Below are 21,413 nucleotides of genomic sequence, written 5' to 3'. Positions count from 1 at the left end.
ACTCGTGAAATGACATTTGTCACTTAAAAAGAAAAAGTGTTGGGAAGACAAGATTCTAAGGCGCTTGTCTTCCCAACACTTTTATTTGTAGTTTACTTACGCTGCTAATAGGCCGCAGTCCCTCATTGAGCGAGCGTTTTTAATTGGTTTTAATTATTGGAGATTAGTCTAGTTTTTGCCTACTGGTTCAGCTTATCCTGAATTGCCTGTAAATCATCGTCCAAGCTGTCCTCCGATATGGACTGAGCTATGAGGTAATCAGCCTTGTCTAATATCTCCTGGGTGGTTAAAGAGCGAGGTTCAACACGCGAGTGTGAGAGCATAGCTGTCAAATTGTCGGTAGTAAGAGCGTTACCACCGAGGCTATCCTGATTAAAAAGCTTAGTCATAGAACTGCTTGTTACCACGGATTTCTTCACAGAGGCTCCAGGAGAATTCTTCATTAGTTGGCTCTGATGTTCATTCTCAACCAAAAGTTTCATAAATTCCCAAGCTAGACTTTTATGACCGCTCTTAGATGAAATTCCAAAAAGGGAAGTCTGGAGTTGATTAGGAATTACTCTGGAGGATTTTACGGGCATGCGAACACAGGTCCACTCAAAAGAGGAATATTTGGCAACATGATAAGGGTAAGGTTTATAGGTCCGATATTCCGCCAGAGTCATGGGCATAAAGGCTACATTCCCCTTATCAAAATCTTTTGAGGTCAATTTGGTTGTTCCAGATAGCTTATCCAGCTTAGTATAATAGTCTAGTGCCGATTTGATTTGGGGATTGTTGATGGAGACTTTTTGTGAGTTGTCAGCGGCGAAAATAGACAGCCCGTAGGCTGATACTGCATCCCGCCAACTGTATTCGGTCACTCCAAATTGGTCAAGATTACCATCCCCATCACTATCCTTAGTCAACCTTTTACACAGCTGATAAAACTCTTCCAAGTCCCAACCTTCTTCAGGAATCCTGACACCCGCCTGCTTGAGTAAATCCTTGTTAATACAAAGCATCATGACATTATTTTCATAGGGCAGACCATAGCTTTTACCTCGGTATTGGCCAGCTTTGAGACTGGATTGATAAAAATCATTGGTATTGAGCTTCTTAAAATAGGGGCTGAGATTGAGAAGAGTCTGGTTTTGAGCTAAAGAACTAAAACTGCCGTCAGGAACCATAAAAATATCAGGTGTCTGTCCTAGAACAATCTTGTCTGACAGCCAGTCAGCATAATCATCCTTATCAATACCGCTTTCATAAGTCACCTCAACATTAGGGTGCTCCTTTTCAAACCTAGCAATAACATGATCCATCAAGCGAGTCCCTTCATCACTGGGGACATTCCAACTGCTATCTGTATAGAGTCCCAACTCCAAGTGAACAGTATGAAAACGGCTCCAGTAAATCAGGCTGACCACCCCTAAAAGGAGGGAAAGCAGCAGCAACATCTGCCAGTGAAGCTTCTTCCACTTATGTTTTACCATATATCTAATCCTCAAAATTTCTGGTTGTCACACCTGTTTGAACAGCCCAAATAGCCAGCTGGGTTCGGTCACGCAGGGAAAGTTTGGAGAGGATATTAGATAGATAGTTGCGAATAGTCCCTTCTGACAGATAAAGTTTTGTCGCAATTTCTTTATTGGACAAGCCAAACCCAACTTGCTGGATAATTCGCCATTCAGCTTTAGATAAATCAGCTACCTGATCATCTTCTACCTGAATACTCAAATTTGATTGGGCCATCTGCGAGAACAGCTTAAACACCTTAGTTGCAATATCTGGATTGAGCATAGATTTGCCATCGTAGACAGTAATAATTGCTTTATAAAGCTCCTGTGTTGATACTCCCTTTAAGAGGTAGCCCGAAGCACCAAACTTAAGTGCACTAAAAATAAAATCATCATCATCAAAGGTCGTCAAGATAATAATTTTAACATCTGGATACAGTTCTTTTACCCGCTGAGTACACATAACACCGTCCATTTTAGGCATGCGAATATCCATTAAGATAACATCAGGACGCTCGGAGGCAATAGCTTCTAAAACTTCAAAGCCATTGCTAGCCGTTCCAACGACATCTATATCTTCGTGGGCTGACAGAATAATTTGAAGGGAGTCGCGGATCAGCTCCTGATCATCTGCAATCATCACCTTAATCATGAATTTGTCCTTTCATTCTCGGTATAGTAATATGAGTTAAAAAGCCTTGGCTGCCATCATAAGAGATACGGCCGCCAACCATGCTGAGCCGTTCCCGCATCTGCATAAGACCATAGCCCATATTGATATGCTCGCATCCTTGGCCATCATCGTGAATGACGATACGGTAAGAGGTATCATCCTGATAACATCGAATAGTGACTATGCTGGCATGACCGTGGCGCAAAGAATTGGTGACCGACTCCTGAATAGCTCGAAAGATAATGTCCTCGGTTGTGACATCTAAGTCAACATCTCCCCAGTCGTAGACAAAATCAATCTGCAAGGAGGATAAACTTTGGTACTCCAGCAACATATTTTTGAGTGCTTCTTTCAGTGTATGACCTTCCAAAGCCCCCGGTCGAAGTTTATTAAGAGAGCGACGGACATCCTGAATACTATTGCGCACGACTAGAGACATCTTATCGACTTGTTCCTTAGCCTTATCAGGGTTCAAATCAATCAGCACCGAGACAGCGTCCATTCCCGACGAAATTCCTGTCAAAGCATGACCTAAGGTATCATGGATTTCGCGTGAAATCCGCTTGCGTTCACGATCTTCGGTAATTTTTTCCGTTAGATCTGCGTAGGCATTCAGATCCTCATTAATTTTAGCAATTTCCTGCAGTTTTTCCTGCATTTCCTGACGTTCCTTGGCACTAATAACAATGTAAAAAATAAAAGAACCGAAAAAAGCAACAAGATTAAAGGAATAGAGAAGGTTTTTGACTAGCTTAAAACCAAATTGTGTCTGTTCCGAATAAAATTCTAAGTAGGTGTCCAAAGAAGGAATCTTGATAATACTGGATAAGACATCTGGATCAGAGATGAGAAGCATAAGCGAACTCATAAACAGCACTGCTGCCCAGCTGCGCTTGCGCTGCAAAACAGTATAGTCTAAGCTAAAAAAGATATCTAAAAACACTAGCAGAAAAATACCATTATAAGAATATTGGAGAGTCTTGAAAACTGCTAGCATCACTAAAAACTCTAGCAGAATCAATCCAGCTGCTAAATTGAAATTAGCCTGCCCTTGGCGCTCTCTGAAATAGATAACCCCCACTAAGCACAGGTAGAGACCTAGAGAAAGAAAGAAGACGATACTAGGAGGTTGAGGCACTATTTCTAAGTTTTCTAACAAGGATTGGCTCAAATTGTGGGCTACAATGTATTTACTCGTCAAAAGGTAGGTCATACCAATGTTCCAAATTGCAAAAAAATTGAGTACAACAAGACTGTAGCGCGCTAATGTTATGACACGTTGACTCGTCATTATTCCCACCCCGTCAAATTATAATCAGCTATGTTGTCTTTATCCACCAGCTTTACAGGAATGGTAATCCTTTTTTTGACCTCATGTCCCTCTAAAAGCTGATAAACAGCGTCAATACTCTTATCAGCCATCTGGGTTGGAAATTGGGCTACACTGACTAAATGGCTGTCTCCTCTAGCAATCAGAGATTTAACATCGGGAGAGCCATCAACACTGTAGATCATTTTGGACTGAGAAAGTTTGAGGTTCTCCTGAGCAGCCAGTGCACCGATAGCACTGCGATCGTTGATCGCCATGATCGTGTCAATTTGAGGATTCTCCGTTAAGGCCTTGGCAGTCAGAGGCATAGCTAGCTCCGTCTGACCTTGAGCATTGGCATCTCCGACAATATGGTAATCCTTGCGGCCTGATATAGTGTCCTTAAAGCCCTGAAGCCTTTCATCTGCTGAATAGGTCCCCTCATGAGCCAGGAGGTAAATATTAGCCGATGACTGACTGACCATTAAGCGTTTGCCTAGTATGACACCGGCTTGATAGTTATCTGATACCACAGTGGTATCAGCCAAATCATCAGCTAGCTGACTGTCGACTACCACTACTTTAATACCCGAGCGTTTGGCTTGTTTTACAGCCGATAACAGTTGCTTATCATTACCATTAACAGGATTGATGATAAGCGCATCGACATCTTGTTGGACAAATTTTCTCACCTGTTCAGCCTGCTTATCGCTGCTTAATACAGGATTTCTAAGGAGCAGGACATCACCCTTTTCATCGGTTACTTTTTTTATCTGCGAATTGAGATAGCTGTAAAAACTGTTGTTCATGGTCATAAAGGTGACCCCAATCCTTTTTTGCCCCTGAACAGCTGGCTGGTACTGATAGTAGGCATAGGAAATAGCTATAATAATACAGGCTAACAGAAAGTTTCCCATAACAAACTTGCGTTTTTTCAAACCATCACCTACAGTATTTCTTCTCTTAAAACTTTAGCAATACCATCATGGTTATGATCCAATGTCACTCTGCCTATACGTTTTTGCAAAGGCTCAGGAGCATTCCCCATAACAACCCCTTGACCCACTGTCTCTAGCATTTCCAAATCATTATAATTGTCACCAAAGGCCATCGTTTCAGCTTTAGGGACTTGATAGTAGGCACAAAGAGCCGTGATTGCCTGCCCCTTATCAATACCAGCTGCCATAACTTCAATCAAATGGGGCAGAGATTTGGCAATCGATAAGCTGGGATAGGAGTTTTTAAGTTCTTGTAACACAGCATCGGTTTTTTCTGGCGGGCACATGACCAAGACCTTATGAGCTTCCTGAATATGGGTAAGTTCAGAAAGCTGGCTTGCTTGCGATTTAAGCCCGACCACAACTTCTTCGTTTTCGACTAAATCGTGTGCTTGATAAGAGGAGAACCAATCCTGATAAGAATAAATATTCCAAGCTAAGTCCTTAGCTATATTTTCAATCGTTTGAGCAATAGCAATCGCCTCTGCCATAGGAAGAGATTTGGACGCAATAGTCCTACCATCTTCAGTCTGAAGTAAAGCTCCATTGTAAGCGATCAAGGGGCTATTAACCCCAATTGCTGCCATAATAGGGCGAATAGCTTCTGGCATACGGGCCGATACTGGTACAAAATAAAGCCCCTTAGCAACACAAGCTCTGATAGCTTCCTGTGTAGCCGGCGTTACAGCATGATATTGGTTAAGTAACGTTCCATCAATATCACTGAAGATAATTTTCATGAGCTGACCTCCCATTTTGTTTTTTATCCGTTTGCATTCTTAATATCATTCCTATTATAACATTTTCTTGTTTGAGATTCTTCCTTACCAAGGCAAAAAAGGCCTGAAGCAGGAGTTTTACTTCAGACCCTGGAGTTATATGGATGTGAAAGTTGCTTGATACTCTTTGAGTATTAGGATAAGGATACGTCAGACCTAAAAGGGAAGCTCTTCTTCCTCAAGGATAAGATCCGCTAAGTCACTAGCCGTATTATTTTCACGTACGGCACGCTGAGCCCGACTTTCTAGGAGCTGGAAAGACTGGGCTAGAACCTCAGTTACATAGCGAGTTTGACCATCTTTATCGTAACGGCGTGTGCGTATCTCACCATCAAGAGACAGCAAACTGCCCTTGTTGGCGTAGGAAACCAGCGTTTCAGCTAGTTTTCCCCATAAGACGATATTGATAAAATCCGCCTGACGCTCACCGTCTTGCGACTTGAAACGTCGGTTAACAGCCAAAGTCACATGGGTAACTGATTTATCCGAGGATGTTTTAATCATCTCGGGGGCAGCAACTAAGCGGCCGATAAGAATGACTTTATTATACATCATTTCACCTCCTCACCTTATTTATTCGTAAAAGAGATGAAAAAATAATAAAAACCGAAAAAAATTTAAATACTTTTGTACATTACTCTTAATCTATATTTCCCTGATTTTCAATATCAGAAATCATATCCAACCTCACTTGATGACGTCCTCCTTCATACTCTGCCGTGAGCCATTCATCCACAATCATCTTTGCTACTTCTAATCCGACTACGCGGGAGCCAAAAGCCAAGACGTTTGTATCATTATGCTGGCGGGACAATTTAGCTGAATAAGGCTCGCTGCAAATGACACAGCGAATGCCTTTGATCTTGTTTGCCGAAATACCAATGCCAACACCAGTACCACAAATTAGGATTCCCTTATCGATCTTATTGGAAGCTACGGCTTCAGCCACAGCTTTCCCAGATTCAGGATAATGAAATCGCTCTGTACTGTCTGTCCCATAGTTGACAACTTCATAGCCGTACTTATCCTCAATATAAGCCTTAAGAGCCTGTTTATATCCTACAGCGACATGATCATTTCCAATACCAATTTTCATAACTTGTGTAATTCCTTTACTATCTCTGCGTAAGGTTTTTCCTTGCCAAATAAGGCGCTGGTGCCTAAGATGAACCCGTCGGCTCCAAGGGCACTTAATTCTTCGATAATAGCTGGACTACAAGCACCATCAATCATAATCTTATAATGGTAGTCCGACTTTAAATCAACCAGCCTTTTTATCTTTTTCTTAGTAAAATCAATAAATTTCTGGCCTGCAAATCCTGGATTAACTGTCATAACCAGCAGGTAGTCAACTAATTCTAGCATTTCACCGACTGTTTCAACACTTGTATCGGGATTTAGCGCTAGGCCAGTTAATTTTCCACTATCCTTGATATGGCTGAGTGTTTTCACTACGTAACGTTCACTTTCTGGGTGAATATAGATCAAATCTACACCTGCATCAATAAACCAATCCACTTTATTTCCAGGATTTTCAATCATTAAGTGACAGTCAATTAATTTATCGGTGTATTTTCTAATGGCTTTAATATCATTAATTCCCATGGTTATATTAGGAACAAATTCACCGTCCATAATATCACAGTGGTAGATATCCACATCAGCACGATTCAGATTTTCAACTTCTTTTTGTAAATGGCCAAAATCTGCACACATCATGCTGGGACACAATAATTTCGTCATAGCATCCTCCTCCATAAGACATTTAAGCGGTTAAACGATACGACAAAAATTAAGAAAATCGCTACAGATACAGCACAATCTCTAAAAACTTTATATCCGAAGGCAGTCTGCATTTATAAAACACAGGTTCTTGCACTCAAAGAAGATCCTATCAGACTAGGCAAGGTAATAACTTAAAGAGATCAAGCGATCCAAAAAGAAACCACTTTGGGTTACCGCCTAGGCTTCAAGTATCCCACTAACTAAAGGCAGCCGCTATAGGCAGTCTGCCTTGCTTCTTTACTAGCTCGCCCGCTAAAAATAAACAATGGCGATTTGTCTCCTGAGGTCTCAATTCTAGCATTTGATTTTCCAGAAGAAACAGATACAGAACCTTACTTATTATTAATTAATAACATTAATCAGCTGCTATCATAGAGGTAACCTTTCCAAGACTATCATCCCAGCGATCTGATATGACCGTGACATCCTTTAGATCAAAAGCCTTGACATTGGATAAATTATGAAATTTAGTGCTATCACACAGGAGATAAACTTCATCGGAATGTTCCCGTACTATCTTCTTTTTAGTTGCTTCGACAAGTGTCGGAGTTGTTACCCCAAATTTTTCATCAACACCATTAACCCCTAAAAAAGATTTACCGAAATAGATACTCCTCAGGTTCGTTTCAGTTAATGCACCACTTACTGAGGAGTTTATCGGATTAAATTGGCCTCCTAAGATAATGACTTCCGCTACAACACTGTCAGCAAGTGCGAATAAATCAGTATTGGTCGTGTAGATTGTAATCCTCTTATTTAGAATTTTTCTAAACAATACTGAGCATGTCGAGCCAGAATCGAGATAGATAACATCGCCATCGTGAATTCGTTTAGCCGCTAGGTTAGCGATTTTATCTTTTTTATCACCATGAAGCGTATTGCGCATTGTGATTGGAATCTCTCCCACAGTTGACATTAATTTAATAGCACCGCCTGATAAATATTCAATTTTATTGTTCTTTTCAAGCTCTTTTAAATCGCGCCGCAGTGTTGAGGAAGAAACGTGTGGAAATACGGATTGAATCTCATCAAATTTGACTAATTCAGTATCCTTTAACAAGCTTAATATTTTTTGTTGTCTTTCGTATGGAATCATCTTATTATCTACCTTTATTTTGGTAATAATGATACCATATTCAGAAAATTATTTCATGCAGTCGTCTAAGCTAGCTGGTCATCTCTACTTGTGAAAACAAAACCAAGAACGGCACCAACAAGAACAGAAATCCCTAGACCGATAACACCATTAATAACATTGGCATTGCTTTCGATAAATGCAGGGAAGGTTGTTACACTGCCGAACACAAAAGCGTTGGTAACAACTTTAGTCAAACCTAGATAAGCTCCGCCAGCTGCACCTGCAATAATTTGTGCCAAAAACAGTTTTTTGTTTTTTACAAGCATGCCAAATAGGGTAGGCTCAATAATTGCTGATAATGCAATGGTAATGACGCCTGTCATCGCAAAATTTTTAAGGTTTTTATTTCTTGCCTTGAGCCAAACTCCAAAGGCCGTTCCAATAACAGCAAAGTTACAGGCAAAGGTCAGAGGACAGATATAATCATAGCCGTTTTGAGAAATATTATTAATCATAATAGGGTTGACTGCCCAATGGATACCAAAGCTGACCAAGACGCTCCAGCCACCGCCAACAAGGATACCTGTCAGTACACCACTGCGTTCAATTAACCAATTAACAACATTAGCAATTCCTTCACCACTGTATACGCCAATCGGACCAATAACAATAACGGTTAAGGGCACCATAATAGCTAGAGACACCAAAGGAATCAGAACAAGCTTAAGTGTTTCTGGAATATGCTTGTCTAACCACTTATAGAGGTAAGAGTAAGCCCAAATCGCAAGTATAATAGGAACAACCGTTGAGTTGTAATTCATCAAGACAACTGGAATTCCAAAAAAACTCGTCGTAGCACCATTACCTGTCTTTCCTAGCAAGGATAAAAAATCCGGATGTAATAAAGCAGCTCCAATTAAGGCTGAAATGTAGGGACTGGCTCCGAAACGTCGTGCAGAAGAAAAGGCGAGCAAGACAGGAAGAAAGTAGAAGACTGCCATAGAGGCAGCAAACAAAATGCTGTAGGTACCGCTTTTATCACTAATCCAGCCCAATTGGACACTTAAAATAAGCAGGCCGCGTAAAATTCCTGATCCAGCTAAAGCCGGCAGTAAGGGTGCAAAAATTCCTGATATAGCAGAAAAAATCTTACTGATAATACTGCCACCTTGACCTGATGATTCTTCCAAAGAATTCTCTGTATTGCCTTTTACGAGTATCTCAAATTCGTCATAAACATGTGGTACTTCTGTACCAATCAATATCTGATACTGCCCAGCCTTATTGACAACATCCACAACACCATCTACAGCTTTAACAGCAGCATCATCTGCCTTGGATGGGTCTTTCAAGTTTAGGCGTAACCGTGTAGCACAGTGGGTCATATTAGAGATATTTTCTGGTCCGCCAATATTCTCTAGAATCCCTTTTGCAGTTGCTTTGTAATCCGCCATAGTAATCACCTCCCTAGTCTTTGGTTCCTTTTAAGAACGTTAACATTAATTTATTAGCTGCAATAGCATCATTTTTATCGATAATATTTTGGATATGGTCCATTCCGACTGTGTCAATTAACTGATCCATATAGGTAATCATAGCCACATTTCTTTCTGCCTCTTCTACTGCAGGTTCAATAACTGGGAAAGTATCAAAATAGACGACTCCCTGATAATCATGCTTTTTCAGGTAGTACAAAAGTTCCAAGGTTTTAAAGGGTGATGCTGTTCCAATCATCAGGCCGTCATCAGCAACACCATAGCCATCATTTGCATGGATACCATACAGCTGCCCCCGACTGCCAAAAATATCTGCGGCAAAAGCTGGATTTTCATGTTTCATAAGCATATGGCAGTAATCCAGAGTAACACCGATATTCTCACGATTCACTTCGCTTAGCAGCATTCCCGTTATTCCCATGCTGTCGACAAAAGCGTAAGCTCTTTCTTCATAGGGTTTATATTCAATGCTAATTTTCAAATCTGGAGCATAATCACAAATTTCTTGATAAGCCTTTACTAACTGATTCCAAACCTTGTGATAGTTGATTTGAAAGCTGTAGTCGAACCCATCAAACCCCAACCAAATAGTGATAACCTCTCCGCCTATTGCTCGGCAATAATCGGCTGCATCCTTACACAACTGGCGTGCCTTAGCTGCAACAGTAGGATCTGCGTTGCCTAGTTCACCATTAATAAAATCACCTCGAAACCTAAGCGCCAGTCCATTCAAAATAAGGTTATGCTTGTCTAAAAGTTTCTTCATTTCTTCAGACGAAATCCCCTTAGTATGCTCTGGATAATTGAGATCAACATAACCTAGACCAGCAGTTTCAAAGTCTGAAAAAGTTTTTTCCAAATTATAACCATCAATTCTCAGATAGGAATTAATCCTTGTCGCTAATTTCATATCTTTCCTCCTATTTATTAATTTCGCCTATATTTTAGCACTAAAAGAAAGCGATTTCAACATATTTTTTCATATTTTTTTATTTAGTGTCATATTTTTTTATTTATTGTCGCTAATTGAGTCATATTTTTTCTATTTAATATGTCAAATTAAAAATCTGAAAATACAAAGACCTTTAAGAAGTTCAGAGCTAAGATACTTTTTATTTTGAACATACAAATAGAGTCTGGAACAAAAGTCCAGACTCGTTAGCATTATCCTAGATTTACCAGATCGACGCAGTGGTTGGGAGTAAGACTAGTTGACTATGCCAAGAAGTCTTACCCCTGCACAGTTCATTAGGTGCTTTAGCACCAATGAACCACTGCTGATTGGTGGTCCCCCCTGTCTTTAGGCACCCCCTTAAACAGTCCACTGGACTGTTTAACGACCACGCAAGTGAAAACTCCAACAGTTTAGGGAACTGTTGGAGTGGAGGATATCCAATTCTATGAACGTTAGTTCATCTTATCTCCAACTTCCAAAGATCCCCCCGGACCAGTAGAGTTTGGCAGTCTGGGGATAGGCTGCCACCTAAAAACAAGAAAGTGGCAAAGGCCTGAGTCTTAAAATAAGAGAGCGAGGAAAATCAAAATCGTGATTTTACAACGATTTACTGATTGAGTCCCACTCCCTGAATTAAGATATAGATTACTACAATTGATTGACATTAAGCCTAGACAAAAAGACCTCGAGCTGTTTTTATATTCCAGCAATTGAGATCTCCTTTTTCAATCTAATATTTGACCTTACCCTTTCCAATGTTTCATCGGATCAAAACGCTCACCGATAGAAGCATTCTCATCCAATTCAATAATTCCACGCTTTTGCGGAGCGTTTGGCAAGGCTAATTCCCGCGGAGCGCACATCATGCCGTAGCTCTCAACACCACGGAGCTTGCCTGAGAAGATAAGGCTACCGCTTGGCATCATGGCGCCTGGAAGGGCTACGATCGTTTTAAGACCGACCGCTGCATTGGGGGCACCCGCTACGATTTGAACAGTTTGGTCAGACGCAATCTGTACTTGGCAGATGTTAAGATGGTCACTGTCCGGATGAGCTTCCATTTCCTTGATTTGCCCTACAACAAAAACTGGGCTAAGAGTCACTTCGAGAGCTGCCGTGAAGCCTTCTTTTTTCAACTCATTGTTTAAGACTTCTACATCAGTAGCTGATGGAAAAACTTGACCATTTGCATCAAGTTGAATGAGGCTAGAAGCTTCAAAAATATTCCAGGCTAGGGTCTTATTAGTTGCCGTCTCAAAGACACGCGCCACCTTTCCCTTGCGCTCAACCTCACGTTTAACATCCTTAGTGTCTTGCAAGATCACCATCAAAACATCGCCGACTTGTTCTTTATTATAGGCATAAATCATATTTCTTCTTTTCCCTCACTTGAAACTGGCTAAAAACTGATTGATTTCCTCTTTGGTTTTTCTGAGTTTATTGACTAGGCGTCCGATTTCCTGACCATTTTCAATGACAATCAAACTAGGAATCCCAAAGATTTCCCACTTTTGGGCTAGAGGCATAAAGGCATCGCGGTCTACTTGAACAAAGGTGACATGGGGATTATCGGCTTCTAGCTCATCCAAAAAAGGATAGAGAAACTGGCAATCGGGGCACCAATCCGCTGTGAATAAGAAGACAAAACGGCCGTCTTGTTCTAAATAAGCAGCTAATTCTTCGTAAGTTTCTGGTTTAAGCATTTTCTTGATCCTCGCTGTAGGAAATATGGCCGTCATCATAGATAAAATCAAGGACGCGGCCATCTTCAAAGACCAGACCGCCCGATAAACTGGCACCTTGTGTCTCATAATCCTTGATATAGAGAACCTGAATGTCCCCCATTTTACTAAAATAAGCGCGGATTTCAGCTACAATGCGGGCCTGCTTACGGTCAGCCATCTTTTGTTGCAGACCATAGCCCAGAGCTGTCAATCCAGCTAGACCTGCCAGACCCGTTGTTAGCAGTAATTTCTTATGTTTCATGCCTTTCATTTTATCATAAATAAGGGCCTTTGGCGACAGGCAGAATCGGACAAGGACAGCCATCCAACTAGCTTTATGCTAAAATAAGACTAAGAAAGTGAGGACGCAATGACAGACTTATTTACAAAAATTCAAGAAGTAACAAATCTTAAAGGTTTGGCTGGCCATGAAGGTCAAGTGAGAGACTACCTGCGTCAGGCTATCGAACCTCATGTTGATAGAATTGAAACTGACGGGCTTGGAGGACTTTTTGGGATTAAAGAAAGTACAAGCTCTGATGCTCCGCGAGTCATGGTGGCTGCCCACATGGACGAAGTCGGCTTTATGGTCAGTGACATTAAGGAAGACGGTACCCTGAGGGCTGTTGCCATAGGAGGATGGAATCCACTGGTCCTCTCCTCGCAGCGTTTTACTTTAATCACGCGCTCGGGTCAGAACCTGCCTATTATTTCGGGATCCCTTCCGCCACATTTCTTGCGAGGACAAAATGGTCAGGCCAGCCTGCCAGCAGTTGCTGATATTATCTTTGATGGGGGCTTTAGTGATAAAAGTGAGGTTTACAGCTTCGGCATTACTCCTGGTGACATTATTGTGCCAGACAGTCAAGCAATCCTGACAGCCAATCGGAAAAACGTCATCAGCAAGGCTTGGGATAATCGCTATGGAATTCTCATGGTGACTGAGCTCTTAGACAGTCTGAAAGCAAGCCAGCTGGACAATACCCTGATTGCTGGCGCCAATGTTCAAGAGGAAGTTGGCCTGCGCGGAGCCCATGTTTCAACGACCCAGTTTGACCCTGAACTCTTTTTTGCCGTTGATTGCTCACCTGCAGGCGATGTTTATGGTGATCAGGGTAAAATCGGCGATGGTACCTTGATTCGTTTTTATGACCCCGGACATATCATGCTGCGAAACATGCGTGACTTTCTCTTAACGACTGCCGAGGAGGCTGGTATTAAGTACCAGTACTATGCAGCCAAAGGCGGCACTGATGCTGGAGCTGCCCACCTGCAAAATAGCGGAGTGCCTTCAACTACCATTGGTGTTTGTGCCCGCTATATTCACTCCCACCAAACTCTCTACAATATAGACGATTTTTGCCAAGCACAGGCTTTCTTGCAAGCTATTATCAAAAAGTTGGATCGCTCAACAGTTGATCTGATCAAAAACTATTAAAGAAAGGGACTTTGCTAACGCATCTGGTGTTGGTCTACGGGCTGCGATTGGATTTATCGGCCTTGAAAAATGGCAACTGCCACCATCAAAGGCTTAGATAAAACTGACTTTGATATTATAGTAGCCGGACAGAACCCTCAAAAAACAGCCCGTCAAACTGAACAATTGGGCGTCCGAGCCTTGCCAAATCAAACAGTTCTAGTTACGGAGGCTAACTTCATCATCTTAGGAATCAAGCCTCATGGCTTGCCCACCGTTCTTGCACCCTTGGACTTTCATCAACCCATCATGTCATGGCAGCTGGAAGTAACCTAAAGCGTTTGGCCGAGTTAACCGACTCTAGCCTGCCTCTGATTCGGATTATGCCTAATATTAATGCTCAGATTTTGCAAAGTACCACGGCCATCTGCGCTAATCAGGAGGTCGATGAGCAAGTCTGGGACTTAGCTAAAACTATCACCGATAGTTTCGGATCTACATTTGAAATTGCTGAGAAGAATTTTGATACTTTCACAGCTCTGGCTGGGGTCAAGCATGGCTTGCCTAAGGATCAAGCCATGAGTATTGTTACACAAACTGTCCTAGCCAGTGTACAGAATCTTAGTCAGGGACAGCAAATTTAACTAAGACTCGCTTTGTCTATTTTAATTTTCTAGCAAAACTCCTCAGAAATATTGATTTCTGAGGAGTTTTAGTATTTCTATAAAAATCCTACCATCAGGTCAGCATCTGGTAAAGATTGGAATGAATAGGAAAATATCAATGCGATAGAGTCTAGGATTGTGCCGGTTATCAATTACATCTAGCCCGCTCAGTCGGACGTACGCCTTTCACCTTATTTCTTTAAGCCTTATTGACCTAAGGTCATCAAAATCATGATGAAGGAAGCGTAGGCATTCATAAATATGTGGATAGCGATGCTATATTCAACCCGCTTGGATTGCATCGCTACAAAACCAAAGACCAAGCCCTTACCTCCCATAGGTAATCCAACCGCCAATTTTAATTACTAACTTGACCTACCAAGGAAGGCTAATCATTTGGTACATGATTAAAACAGAAATAAAATTATTGAGGATGTGCAGGGCAATACCATACTCTAGCCGTTTATATTTAAAGGCAAAGAAGCCTATAACAGCTCCCATACCAATGTAAGCCAGTGCTGCTCCCCAAGAATCAGGAGTATGCGCCAAACCAAATGCTAGACTACCAAAGAGATAGCCAAGCCAAGGATTGCGAAAGAGCTTTTGCTGAATAAAGCCACGAAAAATTAATTCTTCAATAACTGGTGCTGTGATAGCCACCGCAATAATCATAAAGAAAGCTGGAACGTAGGACAGCATACTTTCCACAGCCTGTTGGTTAGAAGTATTGGTCTTATCTTCCAGCTGCATGATAAAACTAGCCACCTGCTCAATCCCTAGCACTAAAGCATAAGCAAGAATAAGACCAAAAACTAAGATTTTCCAGTTCAACCCTTTCTTCTTAATAAAATCCCACCTATAAAGGAGCCAAACGGCCAGGGCTAGAGCTCCTAACTCCACTAAGACAGCTAGACCAACACCAATTGGGCCAGCCGGTAAAAGATGACTGGGATCGGCTTGTCGACCATGTTTTGCTATTGTTTTAACAACAGCCGCAAAACTAATAACAAATACTCCTGCCTGCTCGGCCAGAAAGAGGCCAAGAGCAAGACCAATCCATTTGAGTTTTTCTAAAAATATTTTCATAGTATCTCCATTTTGCAGTGAGTTTTCGTCTGAGTGAATGGTTTTATGAGCAAGCATGACATAGATTAGGATACGGAAATTGATGAGTATAATGACATCAATTAGAGCAGACAGCCAAATCTTCATTAAGATCAGCAGCAACCCAGCCTTCATGTGAAGATTTCAGTAAAGACCATCATTCCAAACTAATCTAATAGCCTTGCGCAGTTTTTACATTTGCTATAACATTCTTTTCTTCCTTAAAGCTCCGTTAAAATTTTTACTTAAATTTTGTACCATGATAACATAACAAGAGTAATTCTACAAGGTCATGTTCGTAAAAAAATAAGCTCCTGAGCATTGTAGTTCAAGAACTTGAAGTTTTTTATGATTAAAGTTCACCGTTTACAAATCAGGCTAAGGCATTTCGTCATCGAAAAAGTTTCCTGTACTGATCCGCCTAGCGAGGCTCATGGCCGATCGTAAATATGGCTAAGGTATTCGGGCCAACATGGGCCGAGATGACTGGCCCCAGCGGCATCATAAGTACTTCAGAAATTGATGGACTTTCTAATAACTGTGCTTTAAGGGACTCAGCTCCTGCTTCGTCATTAGCGTAGGCAACAATAGCGGTATTGGTCTCAACATCTTGAAGCGACCGGTTGACCATTTCCTTCATCCCCTTTTTACGGCCACGCAACTTGGCTAGAGGTACTAGCTTCCCTTCAGCGTCCAACCATAGGAGGGGCTTAATATTTACGAGACTGCCAAGAAGCGCAGAACTCTTAGACAGACGGCCGCCGCGCATGAGATGGTAGAGGTCATCGACAAGAAAGTAAGTCCGGAGCCGCGGAATAATATGAGAGACTGCGGCCTTGACCTCCTCAAGGCTAGCCCCTTGGTTACGCATTTGAGCTGCAAGGATAGAAAGATAGCCTTCTCCACCGGCTGCAGCTCTCGTATCAACAATTTCAATACACGCATCTGGATAATCTTCTAAAACTAAATCACGTGCTATCAAGCTACTCTGATAAGTCCCAGAAAAAAGAGATGAGAATGCTAAATAAAGAACTGGCCGCCTCTCTTCAGCGTATTTGCGAAAAGCAGCTTCAAATTGGCCAACATTGACCTGACTAGTCGTCGGCTGACCGCCATTTTGCATAGACTCCAGTAAAACGTCACTGGTTATGCGGTCAGTACCAACGGTTGGGTAGTCCTTGCCGTCTAGGGTAATTGTTAACCCTAGAATGTCAATATCCTGCTGGTTAGCCCAGTCTTCATTTAAATCAGCTGTCGAATCTGTAATAATCTTAAACGTCATTGCCATCTCCCTAAAAGTATAACGTGAATTATTATATCAAAAAAGGGAGGCCTTGCCCACCTGAATGCGTTATAAATCGTCTAGGAGGCCTTGAAGCTGGTCCAACTGCTTTTCGTCAAAGGATCCTAGGCGGGGGGTATACAATTCAATATCTTTGGACAGCTGGTCTAGGTTTGATTTAACAACACTGACTCGCTCTTCTAATTCGCGCGCCGAAACCCGTAGGGCTCCTTGTGAGAAAATTGTCCACTGTTCATTGAGGTCACTGGTCGCGACTTCAACAAGATTAAGTCGTGTATTAAGTTCAGCAGCTGTCCGCTCAATATAGGAATCAGCTGTCTCATCTTCCTGAGTAAAAACAACGGTCAATTGATAATCATCATAGCGTTGTCGGCTGCCTGGAACATATTGGGCATCAAAAACACAGATAATTTCAATAGCTTCAAAACTGGCATAATGGCTAAGTTTACTCAGAAGGATATTTCTAGCGGCATCCAATTGGTTGGTTTTAAAGAGCTGTCGCGTCTCCTGCCAAAAGGCAATCATATTGTAGCCATCAACCATTAAAATTTTTCTTCTGACCATAGCACCTCCTTGTTAAAGTCGGTAAGCAATATTAGCAAAGTAGATAAAATAAACCAAAACAAAATTCCATGATAACTTTACCATCATCCATCAATTGATCTAATCCTTCGACTGACCTCTAATATCTGCTGACAATCTCTTTTGATCATAATTTATTTTTGATCATAATTTATTTCTGAAAACCTCATACATGAGAATGGCTGCAGCCACGCTGGCATTCAGGCTTTGGACATGGCCTGTCATAGGGATGGTAACCATCTCGTCTACCTGCTTCTTAATATTAGCAGAGATACCCCTGCCTTCATTGCCGATAATCAAGACTAGCTTGCCAGCTGTATTCCATCTGTGGGCAGGCGTTCCATCCATGTCAGTGCCAAAAACCCAAAACCCTTGCCCTTTAAGCTGATCAATAGTTTGACTGAGATTAGTCACACGAGCAACCGGAACATGTTCAGCTGCGCCCGTCGAGGTCTTGGCAACAACCGGAGTGACACCAACCGCCCGATGTTTGGGAATGATGATGCCGGTCACATTGGTTGCATCAGCTGTCCGCAGGATAGAGCCAAAATTATGAGGGTCGTTAAGTCCATCCAAGATAAGGATAAGGGGATTGTTCTGCTGATCTGCTTCTTTTAAAATATCAGCTAAGTCAGTATAGGCGAATTCAGACACACGCAGGACAAATCCTTGATGAACCGCCCCGCCTGTCATCTCATTTAAACTTTTCTTGGGCGTCCAAGAGACAGAGACCTTTTTCTCAGCTGCTAGGTCTTTAATTTTATCCACATTTTTGCCACGCAGATCATCTTGAATGTAGAGTTTATTACCAGTGTTAGCCTGCAGGCTTTCCGTTACGGTATGTACACCGTAGACAATATCCTTGTCGTCTAGTTGTTTCATCTATTTAAAAACTTTCTGTAGAACTTCTCCAACAGTTGATACACCGATAACTTCTATCGTTTTAGGAGTTGTGACATCATGGAGTGCATTTTTAGGAACGTAAACTTTGGTGAATCCAAGCTTGGCAGCCTCATTGATGCGCTGCTCAATTCGATTGACACGGCGAATTTCTCCTGTCAGACCGATTTCACCGATGAAGGCATCCTGAGCATTGGTCGGTGCTTCCTTGTAGGAGGAGGCAATGGCGACTGCCACCGCCAGATCAATGGCTGGCTCGTCCAGCTTGACCCCACCAGCTGACTTGAGATAGGCATCTTGATTTTGCAGGAGGAGACCACAGCGCTTCTCCAAAACAGCCATGATTAAACTGACCCTATTGAAATCTAAACCAGTCGTTGTCCGCTTGGCATTGCCAAAAACCGTCGGTGTGACTAAGGCTTGAACCTCAGCTAAAATCGGGCGTGTCCCTTCCATGGTGACGACAATAGCCGAGCCTGTCGCCCCGTCCAAGCGCTCTTCCAAGAAGAGCTGACTAGGGTTGAGGACCTCGACTAGGCCACCCGTCTGCATTTCAAAAATACCAATCTCATTGGTGGAGCCAAAACGGTTTTTCACCGCCCGTAAAATCCGAAAGGTATGGTGGCGCTCCCCTTCAAAATAGAGAACTGTATCGACCATATGTTCCAGCATCCGCGGACCAGCCAGAGTTCCTTCCTTGGTCACATGACCCACGATAAAGGTGGCGATATTATTGCTCTTGGCCAGCTGCATAAGCTCAGCTGTCACCTCCCGCACCTGAGAAACGGAACCTTGAACACTGGTAATTTCAGGACTCATAACCGTCTGGATAGAGTCGATAATCAGAAAATCCGGCTTCAGACGCTCGATTTCAGAGCGAATATGTTGCATATTAGTTTCAGCGTAGATGTAAAATTCATTGTCAATATGGCCTAGGCGCTCACTGCGCAGCTTGATTTGCTCGGCCGATTCTTCCCCAGAAACATAGAGTACCGTTCCCTTATTGGCCAACTGAGTCGAGACCTGCAGCAAGAGAGTTGATTTCCCGATACCGGGATCTCCACCGATAAGAACCAGACTGCCGGGCACCACACCGCCACCAAGAACTCGGTTAAACTCCCCCATACTCGTCTTGATTCTGGCATAATCAATAGAAGAGACATCTTTTAACTTGGTCGGTTTTGTTTTTTCACCTGTTAAACTGACTCTAGCGTTCTTAACTTCTGGGGCCTCAACTTCCTCCACAAAAGAGGACCAGCTGCCACAATTAGGGCAGCGTCCTAAATATTTAGGAGAGTTATAGCCACATTCCTGACAGACGAAACTTGATTTTTTCTTTGCTATGGTAGATCTCCTTTTTCTTGTACCATCTTTATTTTATATCAATTCAGATGGTTATCGCTATCATTTTGAGCACCAGATAAATCTAGTTTATCATGACAAAAGTTCACTGGCCTGTCGAACCGAAGCCCCCTGTTCGTAGACCATCAGCTTGATCACCATCAGCAATCAAGAAAGGGACAAAGACAGCTTGGACAATACGCTCACCGATTTCGAGGGTTACTGGTTGATCACCGATATTTTGCATCTGAGCAAAGATATGCCCTTCATTATTAGGGTTGTTATAGTAGTCGCCATCGATAACACCAACTGAATTGATGAGCACTAAGCCCTTTTTACGCGGATTAGAAGAGCGATCATAAAGATAAAGGACTTCTCTCGGCTGCATATAGGCCTTGACCCCTGTGGGCACTAAAGCAATAGCACCAGCCGGAATTTCTACTGTCTCCGCTACTTTTAAATCATAACCAGCTGCATGGGCTGTCGCTCGCTTGGGCAGTAATTTTTCATCAGTATATTGGCTGATAAGTTCAAAGCCACGAATTTTTGACATGGTTCACCTCGTATAATTGCTAGCACTTATTATACTATATTCGCAATAGAAAATAAAAACCTAGCTACTTCATCGCTTCAAGCCTCCTTATATCACGGGCTGACAGCGGTTAAAAGCAAGTTTTCTATTTGCGCTTAACCTCTCTTTTTCCCTTATTTTATGATATAATGAGAGCGATATTATGATATGGAGACCTATTATGACAAAACAAAAAGTCGCTGTTTTAGGGCCGGGGTCATGGGGGACTGCCCTCGCTCAGGTTCTTAATGACAACGGGCATGAGGTCCGCATTTGGGGCAATATCCCAGAACAGATTGATGAAATTAATACCAAACATATGAACACCCTCTACTTCAAAGATATAGTCTTGGATGAAAGAATTAAAGCCTACAAAGACTTAAAAGAGGCTTTAGAGGCTGTTGATGCTATTCTCTTTGTGGTACCGACTAAGGTTACCCGCCTAGTAGCAATACAAGTCGCTGAACTGCTGGATCACAAGGTGGTTATCATGCATGCTTCCAAGGGACTTGAGCCAGGCACGCACGAACGTTTGTCTACGATTCTGGAAGAGGAAATCCCACCAGAACTGCGCAGTGAAATTGTCGTCGTATCTGGTCCCAGTCATGCGGAAGAAACAATCGTTCGCGATCTGACTCTTATTACGGCAGCCTCAAAAGATCTCAATGCTGCTAGATATGTACAGGAGATTTTCAGCAATCGCTACTTCCGTCTCTATACCAATCAGGATGTGGTCGGGGTTGAAACTGCCGGAGCTTTAAAAAATATTATTGCAGTCGGGGCCGGAGCCCTACACGGTATGGGATATGGCGACAACGCCAAAGCTGCTGTCATTACACGCGGACTGGCTGAAATCACGCGCTTGGGTGTCAAGATGGGAGCCAATCCACTGACCTACAGCGGCTTATCTGGTGTCGGTGACCTCATCGTCACGGGAACTTCTGTCCATTCACGCAATTGGCGAGCTGGGGACGCTCTTGGGCGCGGTGAAAAATTAGAAGATGTCGAGCGAAATATGGGAATGGTAATTGAAGGGATTTCAACTACTAAGGTTGCCTATGAATTGTCCCAGCAGTTGGGCGTTTATATGCCTATCACTGCAGCTATTTACAAGGCTATCTACGAGGGGGCAAATATTAAGGAATCCATCCTTAACATGATGTCCAATGAACTCCGCTCAGAAAATGAGTGGCAGGAAGACAACATTAAATAGTAAAGAGTATCTAAGAAGGAA

Annotated in this window: 22 protein-coding genes and 3 pseudogenes; 4 read left to right on the top strand and 21 right to left on the bottom strand. The window is 42.4% G+C overall.

Translation table 11 applies throughout. From position 1 onward, the window contains the following. Nucleotides 1-179: 179 nt before the first annotated feature. The 14 genes from AC4HAL_RS02265 to AC4HAL_RS02200 form a co-directional block, all read right to left on the bottom strand. Nucleotides 180-1,475 carry an ABC transporter substrate-binding protein gene (locus AC4HAL_RS02265; protein WP_491092791.1) on the bottom strand — a complete coding sequence of 432 codons (1,296 nt, stop codon included), beginning with the start codon at nucleotides 1,473-1,475 and terminating at the stop codon, nucleotides 180-182. 4 nt (nucleotides 1,476-1,479) lie between these two features. Beyond that, the gene (locus AC4HAL_RS02260) at nucleotides 1,480-2,151 is read right to left on the bottom strand and encodes a response regulator (protein WP_447452465.1); all 672 of its coding nucleotides are present in this window, start codon (nucleotides 2,149-2,151) and stop codon (nucleotides 1,480-1,482) included. Further along, nucleotides 2,144-3,463 carry a sensor histidine kinase gene (locus tag AC4HAL_RS02255; protein WP_491092790.1) on the bottom strand — a complete coding sequence of 440 codons (1,320 nt, stop codon included), beginning with the start codon at nucleotides 3,461-3,463 and terminating at the stop codon, nucleotides 2,144-2,146. The genes AC4HAL_RS02260 and AC4HAL_RS02255 overlap by 8 nt, the downstream gene beginning before the upstream one ends. After that, on the bottom strand, nucleotides 3,463-4,419 hold the full coding sequence (locus AC4HAL_RS02250; protein WP_491092789.1) for a substrate-binding domain-containing protein: 957 nt from the start codon (nucleotides 4,417-4,419) through the stop codon (nucleotides 3,463-3,465). Before AC4HAL_RS02250 ends, AC4HAL_RS02255 begins: the two co-directional genes overlap by 1 nt. 8 nt (nucleotides 4,420-4,427) lie before the next feature. Beyond that, a complete protein-coding gene (locus AC4HAL_RS02245) occupies nucleotides 4,428-5,219 on the bottom strand; it encodes a Cof-type HAD-IIB family hydrolase (protein ID WP_491092788.1) in 792 nt (263 codons plus the stop codon). Nucleotides 5,220-5,414: 195 nt separating this feature from the next. Beyond that, nucleotides 5,415-5,810: a single-stranded DNA-binding protein gene (locus tag AC4HAL_RS02240; protein ID WP_491092836.1), complete on the bottom strand. Its 396-nt coding sequence runs from the start codon at nucleotides 5,808-5,810 to the stop codon at nucleotides 5,415-5,417. A gap of 88 nt (nucleotides 5,811-5,898) precedes the next feature. Continuing rightward, nucleotides 5,899-6,354 carry a ribose 5-phosphate isomerase B gene (rpiB, locus tag AC4HAL_RS02235; protein WP_491092787.1) on the bottom strand — a complete coding sequence of 152 codons (456 nt, stop codon included), beginning with the start codon at nucleotides 6,352-6,354 and terminating at the stop codon, nucleotides 5,899-5,901. Continuing rightward, nucleotides 6,351-7,001 (bottom strand): ribulose-phosphate 3-epimerase, encoded by a 651-nt coding sequence (locus tag AC4HAL_RS02230; protein WP_491092786.1) that lies wholly within the window; start codon nucleotides 6,999-7,001, stop codon nucleotides 6,351-6,353. The genes rpiB and AC4HAL_RS02230 overlap by 4 nt, the downstream gene beginning before the upstream one ends. A 397-nt stretch (nucleotides 7,002-7,398) precedes the next feature. After that, the gene (locus tag AC4HAL_RS02225) at nucleotides 7,399-8,139 is read right to left on the bottom strand and encodes a DeoR/GlpR family DNA-binding transcription regulator (protein WP_447452471.1); all 741 of its coding nucleotides are present in this window, start codon (nucleotides 8,137-8,139) and stop codon (nucleotides 7,399-7,401) included. A 65-nt stretch (nucleotides 8,140-8,204) separates the two neighbouring features. Next, a complete protein-coding gene (locus AC4HAL_RS02220) occupies nucleotides 8,205-9,575 on the bottom strand; it encodes a PTS transporter subunit EIIC (protein ID WP_491092785.1) in 1,371 nt (456 codons plus the stop codon). 13 nt (nucleotides 9,576-9,588) lie between these two features. Beyond that, nucleotides 9,589-10,527 (bottom strand): sugar phosphate isomerase/epimerase family protein, encoded by a 939-nt coding sequence (locus AC4HAL_RS02215; protein WP_491092784.1) that lies wholly within the window; start codon nucleotides 10,525-10,527, stop codon nucleotides 9,589-9,591. Between the two features lie 788 nt (nucleotides 10,528-11,315). Further along, nucleotides 11,316-11,942 carry a YtpR family tRNA-binding protein gene (ytpR, locus tag AC4HAL_RS02210; RefSeq protein WP_491092783.1) on the bottom strand — a complete coding sequence of 209 codons (627 nt, stop codon included), beginning with the start codon at nucleotides 11,940-11,942 and terminating at the stop codon, nucleotides 11,316-11,318. Nucleotides 11,943-11,957: 15 nt separating this feature from the next. Then, complete coding sequence (locus AC4HAL_RS02205) at nucleotides 11,958-12,275, bottom strand: thioredoxin family protein (protein WP_491092782.1); 318 nt, start codon at nucleotides 12,273-12,275, stop codon at nucleotides 11,958-11,960. Further along, nucleotides 12,268-12,558, bottom strand: a complete 291-nt coding sequence (locus tag AC4HAL_RS02200; RefSeq protein ID WP_491092781.1) for a DUF4651 domain-containing protein — start codon at nucleotides 12,556-12,558, stop codon at nucleotides 12,268-12,270. Before AC4HAL_RS02200 ends, AC4HAL_RS02205 begins: the two co-directional genes overlap by 8 nt. 108 nt (nucleotides 12,559-12,666) lie before the next feature. On the opposite strand from AC4HAL_RS02200, the gene pepA reads away from it, so the two are divergent. The 3 genes and pseudogenes from pepA to AC4HAL_RS02185 form a co-directional block, all read left to right on the top strand. Next, nucleotides 12,667-13,734 carry a glutamyl aminopeptidase gene (gene pepA / locus AC4HAL_RS02195; RefSeq protein ID WP_491092780.1) on the top strand — a complete coding sequence of 356 codons (1,068 nt, stop codon included), beginning with the start codon at nucleotides 12,667-12,669 and terminating at the stop codon, nucleotides 13,732-13,734. Nucleotides 13,735-13,803: 69 nt separating this feature from the next. Further along, nucleotides 13,804-13,944 (top strand): annotated as a pseudogene (locus tag AC4HAL_RS02190) (pyrroline-5-carboxylate reductase); the annotation flags it as partial. Between the two features lie 45 nt (nucleotides 13,945-13,989). Continuing rightward, nucleotides 13,990-14,348 (top strand): annotated as a pseudogene (locus AC4HAL_RS02185) (pyrroline-5-carboxylate reductase family protein); the annotation flags it as partial. A gap of 236 nt (nucleotides 14,349-14,584) precedes the next feature. On the opposite strand, the pseudogene AC4HAL_RS02180 reads toward AC4HAL_RS02185, so the two are convergent. The 7 genes and pseudogenes from AC4HAL_RS02180 to AC4HAL_RS02150 form a co-directional block, all read right to left on the bottom strand. After that, a pseudogene (locus AC4HAL_RS02180) lies at nucleotides 14,585-14,735 on the bottom strand (CPBP family intramembrane glutamate endopeptidase); the annotation flags it as partial. A gap of 18 nt (nucleotides 14,736-14,753) precedes the next feature. Next, nucleotides 14,754-15,617, bottom strand: a complete 864-nt coding sequence (locus AC4HAL_RS02175) for a CPBP family intramembrane glutamic endopeptidase (RefSeq protein WP_491092779.1) — start codon at nucleotides 15,615-15,617, stop codon at nucleotides 14,754-14,756. A 286-nt stretch (nucleotides 15,618-15,903) separates the two neighbouring features. Then, on the bottom strand, nucleotides 15,904-16,764 hold the full coding sequence (locus AC4HAL_RS02170; RefSeq protein ID WP_491092778.1) for a DegV family protein: 861 nt from the start codon (nucleotides 16,762-16,764) through the stop codon (nucleotides 15,904-15,906). Nucleotides 16,765-16,833: 69 nt separating this feature from the next. Further along, nucleotides 16,834-17,349, bottom strand: a complete 516-nt coding sequence (locus AC4HAL_RS02165) for an NYN domain-containing protein (protein ID WP_491092777.1) — start codon at nucleotides 17,347-17,349, stop codon at nucleotides 16,834-16,836. Nucleotides 17,350-17,511: 162 nt separating this feature from the next. After that, a complete protein-coding gene (rlmB, locus tag AC4HAL_RS02160; RefSeq protein ID WP_491092776.1) occupies nucleotides 17,512-18,249 on the bottom strand; it encodes a 23S rRNA (guanosine(2251)-2'-O)-methyltransferase RlmB in 738 nt (245 codons plus the stop codon). Then, entirely contained in the window at nucleotides 18,250-19,611 is a 1,362-nt protein-coding gene (gene radA / locus AC4HAL_RS02155; RefSeq protein WP_447452541.1) for a DNA repair protein RadA, read from the bottom strand. It lies immediately after the preceding gene. Between the two features lie 103 nt (nucleotides 19,612-19,714). Continuing rightward, a complete protein-coding gene (locus tag AC4HAL_RS02150; RefSeq protein WP_491092775.1) occupies nucleotides 19,715-20,161 on the bottom strand; it encodes a dUTP diphosphatase in 447 nt (148 codons plus the stop codon). Nucleotides 20,162-20,360: 199 nt separating this feature from the next. Between AC4HAL_RS02150 and AC4HAL_RS02145 the strand changes: the two genes are divergently transcribed. Further along, nucleotides 20,361-21,392: an NAD(P)H-dependent glycerol-3-phosphate dehydrogenase gene (locus AC4HAL_RS02145; RefSeq protein ID WP_491092774.1), complete on the top strand. Its 1,032-nt coding sequence runs from the start codon at nucleotides 20,361-20,363 to the stop codon at nucleotides 21,390-21,392. Nucleotides 21,393-21,413: the final 21 nt, after the last annotated feature.

This window comes from Streptococcus sp. ELY_125 (assembly GCF_058314535.1).
This window is presented reverse-complemented; position numbering and strand designations above follow the sequence as displayed.

What these genes read in the sequence shown, in the direction of transcription:
- AC4HAL_RS02200 (WP_491092781.1), bottom strand. Translation starts at nt 12,558, where the DNA reads ATGAAACATAAGAAATTACTGCTAACAACGGGTCTGGCAGGTCTAGCT.
- AC4HAL_RS02225 (WP_447452471.1), bottom strand. Translation starts at nt 8,139, where the DNA reads ATGATTCCATACGAAAGACAACAAAAAATATTAAGCTTGTTAAAGGAT.
- AC4HAL_RS02175 (WP_491092779.1), bottom strand. Translation starts at nt 15,617, where the DNA reads ATGAAGGCTGGGTTGCTGCTGATCTTAATGAAGATTTGGCTGTCTGCT.
- rpiB (WP_491092787.1), bottom strand. Translation starts at nt 6,354, where the DNA reads ATGAAAATTGGTATTGGAAATGATCATGTCGCTGTAGGATATAAACAG.
- AC4HAL_RS02220 (WP_491092785.1), bottom strand. Translation starts at nt 9,575, where the DNA reads ATGGCGGATTACAAAGCAACTGCAAAAGGGATTCTAGAGAATATTGGC.
- AC4HAL_RS02215 (WP_491092784.1), bottom strand. Translation starts at nt 10,527, where the DNA reads ATGAAATTAGCGACAAGGATTAATTCCTATCTGAGAATTGATGGTTAT.
- AC4HAL_RS02205 (WP_491092782.1), bottom strand. Translation starts at nt 12,275, where the DNA reads ATGCTTAAACCAGAAACTTACGAAGAATTAGCTGCTTATTTAGAACAA.
- AC4HAL_RS02260 (WP_447452465.1), bottom strand. Translation starts at nt 2,151, where the DNA reads ATGATTAAGGTGATGATTGCAGATGATCAGGAGCTGATCCGCGACTCC.
- rlmB (WP_491092776.1), bottom strand. Translation starts at nt 18,249, where the DNA reads ATGAAACAACTAGACGACAAGGATATTGTCTACGGTGTACATACCGTA.
- pepA (WP_491092780.1), top strand. Translation starts at nt 12,667, where the DNA reads ATGACAGACTTATTTACAAAAATTCAAGAAGTAACAAATCTTAAAGGT.
- AC4HAL_RS02245 (WP_491092788.1), bottom strand. Translation starts at nt 5,219, where the DNA reads ATGAAAATTATCTTCAGTGATATTGATGGAACGTTACTTAACCAATAT.
- AC4HAL_RS02230 (WP_491092786.1), bottom strand. Translation starts at nt 7,001, where the DNA reads ATGACGAAATTATTGTGTCCCAGCATGATGTGTGCAGATTTTGGCCAT.
- AC4HAL_RS02255 (WP_491092790.1), bottom strand. Translation starts at nt 3,463, where the DNA reads ATGACGAGTCAACGTGTCATAACATTAGCGCGCTACAGTCTTGTTGTA.
- AC4HAL_RS02165 (WP_491092777.1), bottom strand. Translation starts at nt 17,349, where the DNA reads ATGGTCAGAAGAAAAATTTTAATGGTTGATGGCTACAATATGATTGCC.
- AC4HAL_RS02265 (WP_491092791.1), bottom strand. Translation starts at nt 1,475, where the DNA reads ATGGTAAAACATAAGTGGAAGAAGCTTCACTGGCAGATGTTGCTGCTG.
- AC4HAL_RS02145 (WP_491092774.1), top strand. Translation starts at nt 20,361, where the DNA reads ATGACAAAACAAAAAGTCGCTGTTTTAGGGCCGGGGTCATGGGGGACT.
- AC4HAL_RS02150 (WP_491092775.1), bottom strand. Translation starts at nt 20,161, where the DNA reads ATGTCAAAAATTCGTGGCTTTGAACTTATCAGCCAATATACTGATGAA.
- ytpR (WP_491092783.1), bottom strand. Translation starts at nt 11,942, where the DNA reads ATGATTTATGCCTATAATAAAGAACAAGTCGGCGATGTTTTGATGGTG.
- AC4HAL_RS02170 (WP_491092778.1), bottom strand. Translation starts at nt 16,764, where the DNA reads ATGACGTTTAAGATTATTACAGATTCGACAGCTGATTTAAATGAAGAC.
- AC4HAL_RS02240 (WP_491092836.1), bottom strand. Translation starts at nt 5,810, where the DNA reads ATGTATAATAAAGTCATTCTTATCGGCCGCTTAGTTGCTGCCCCCGAG.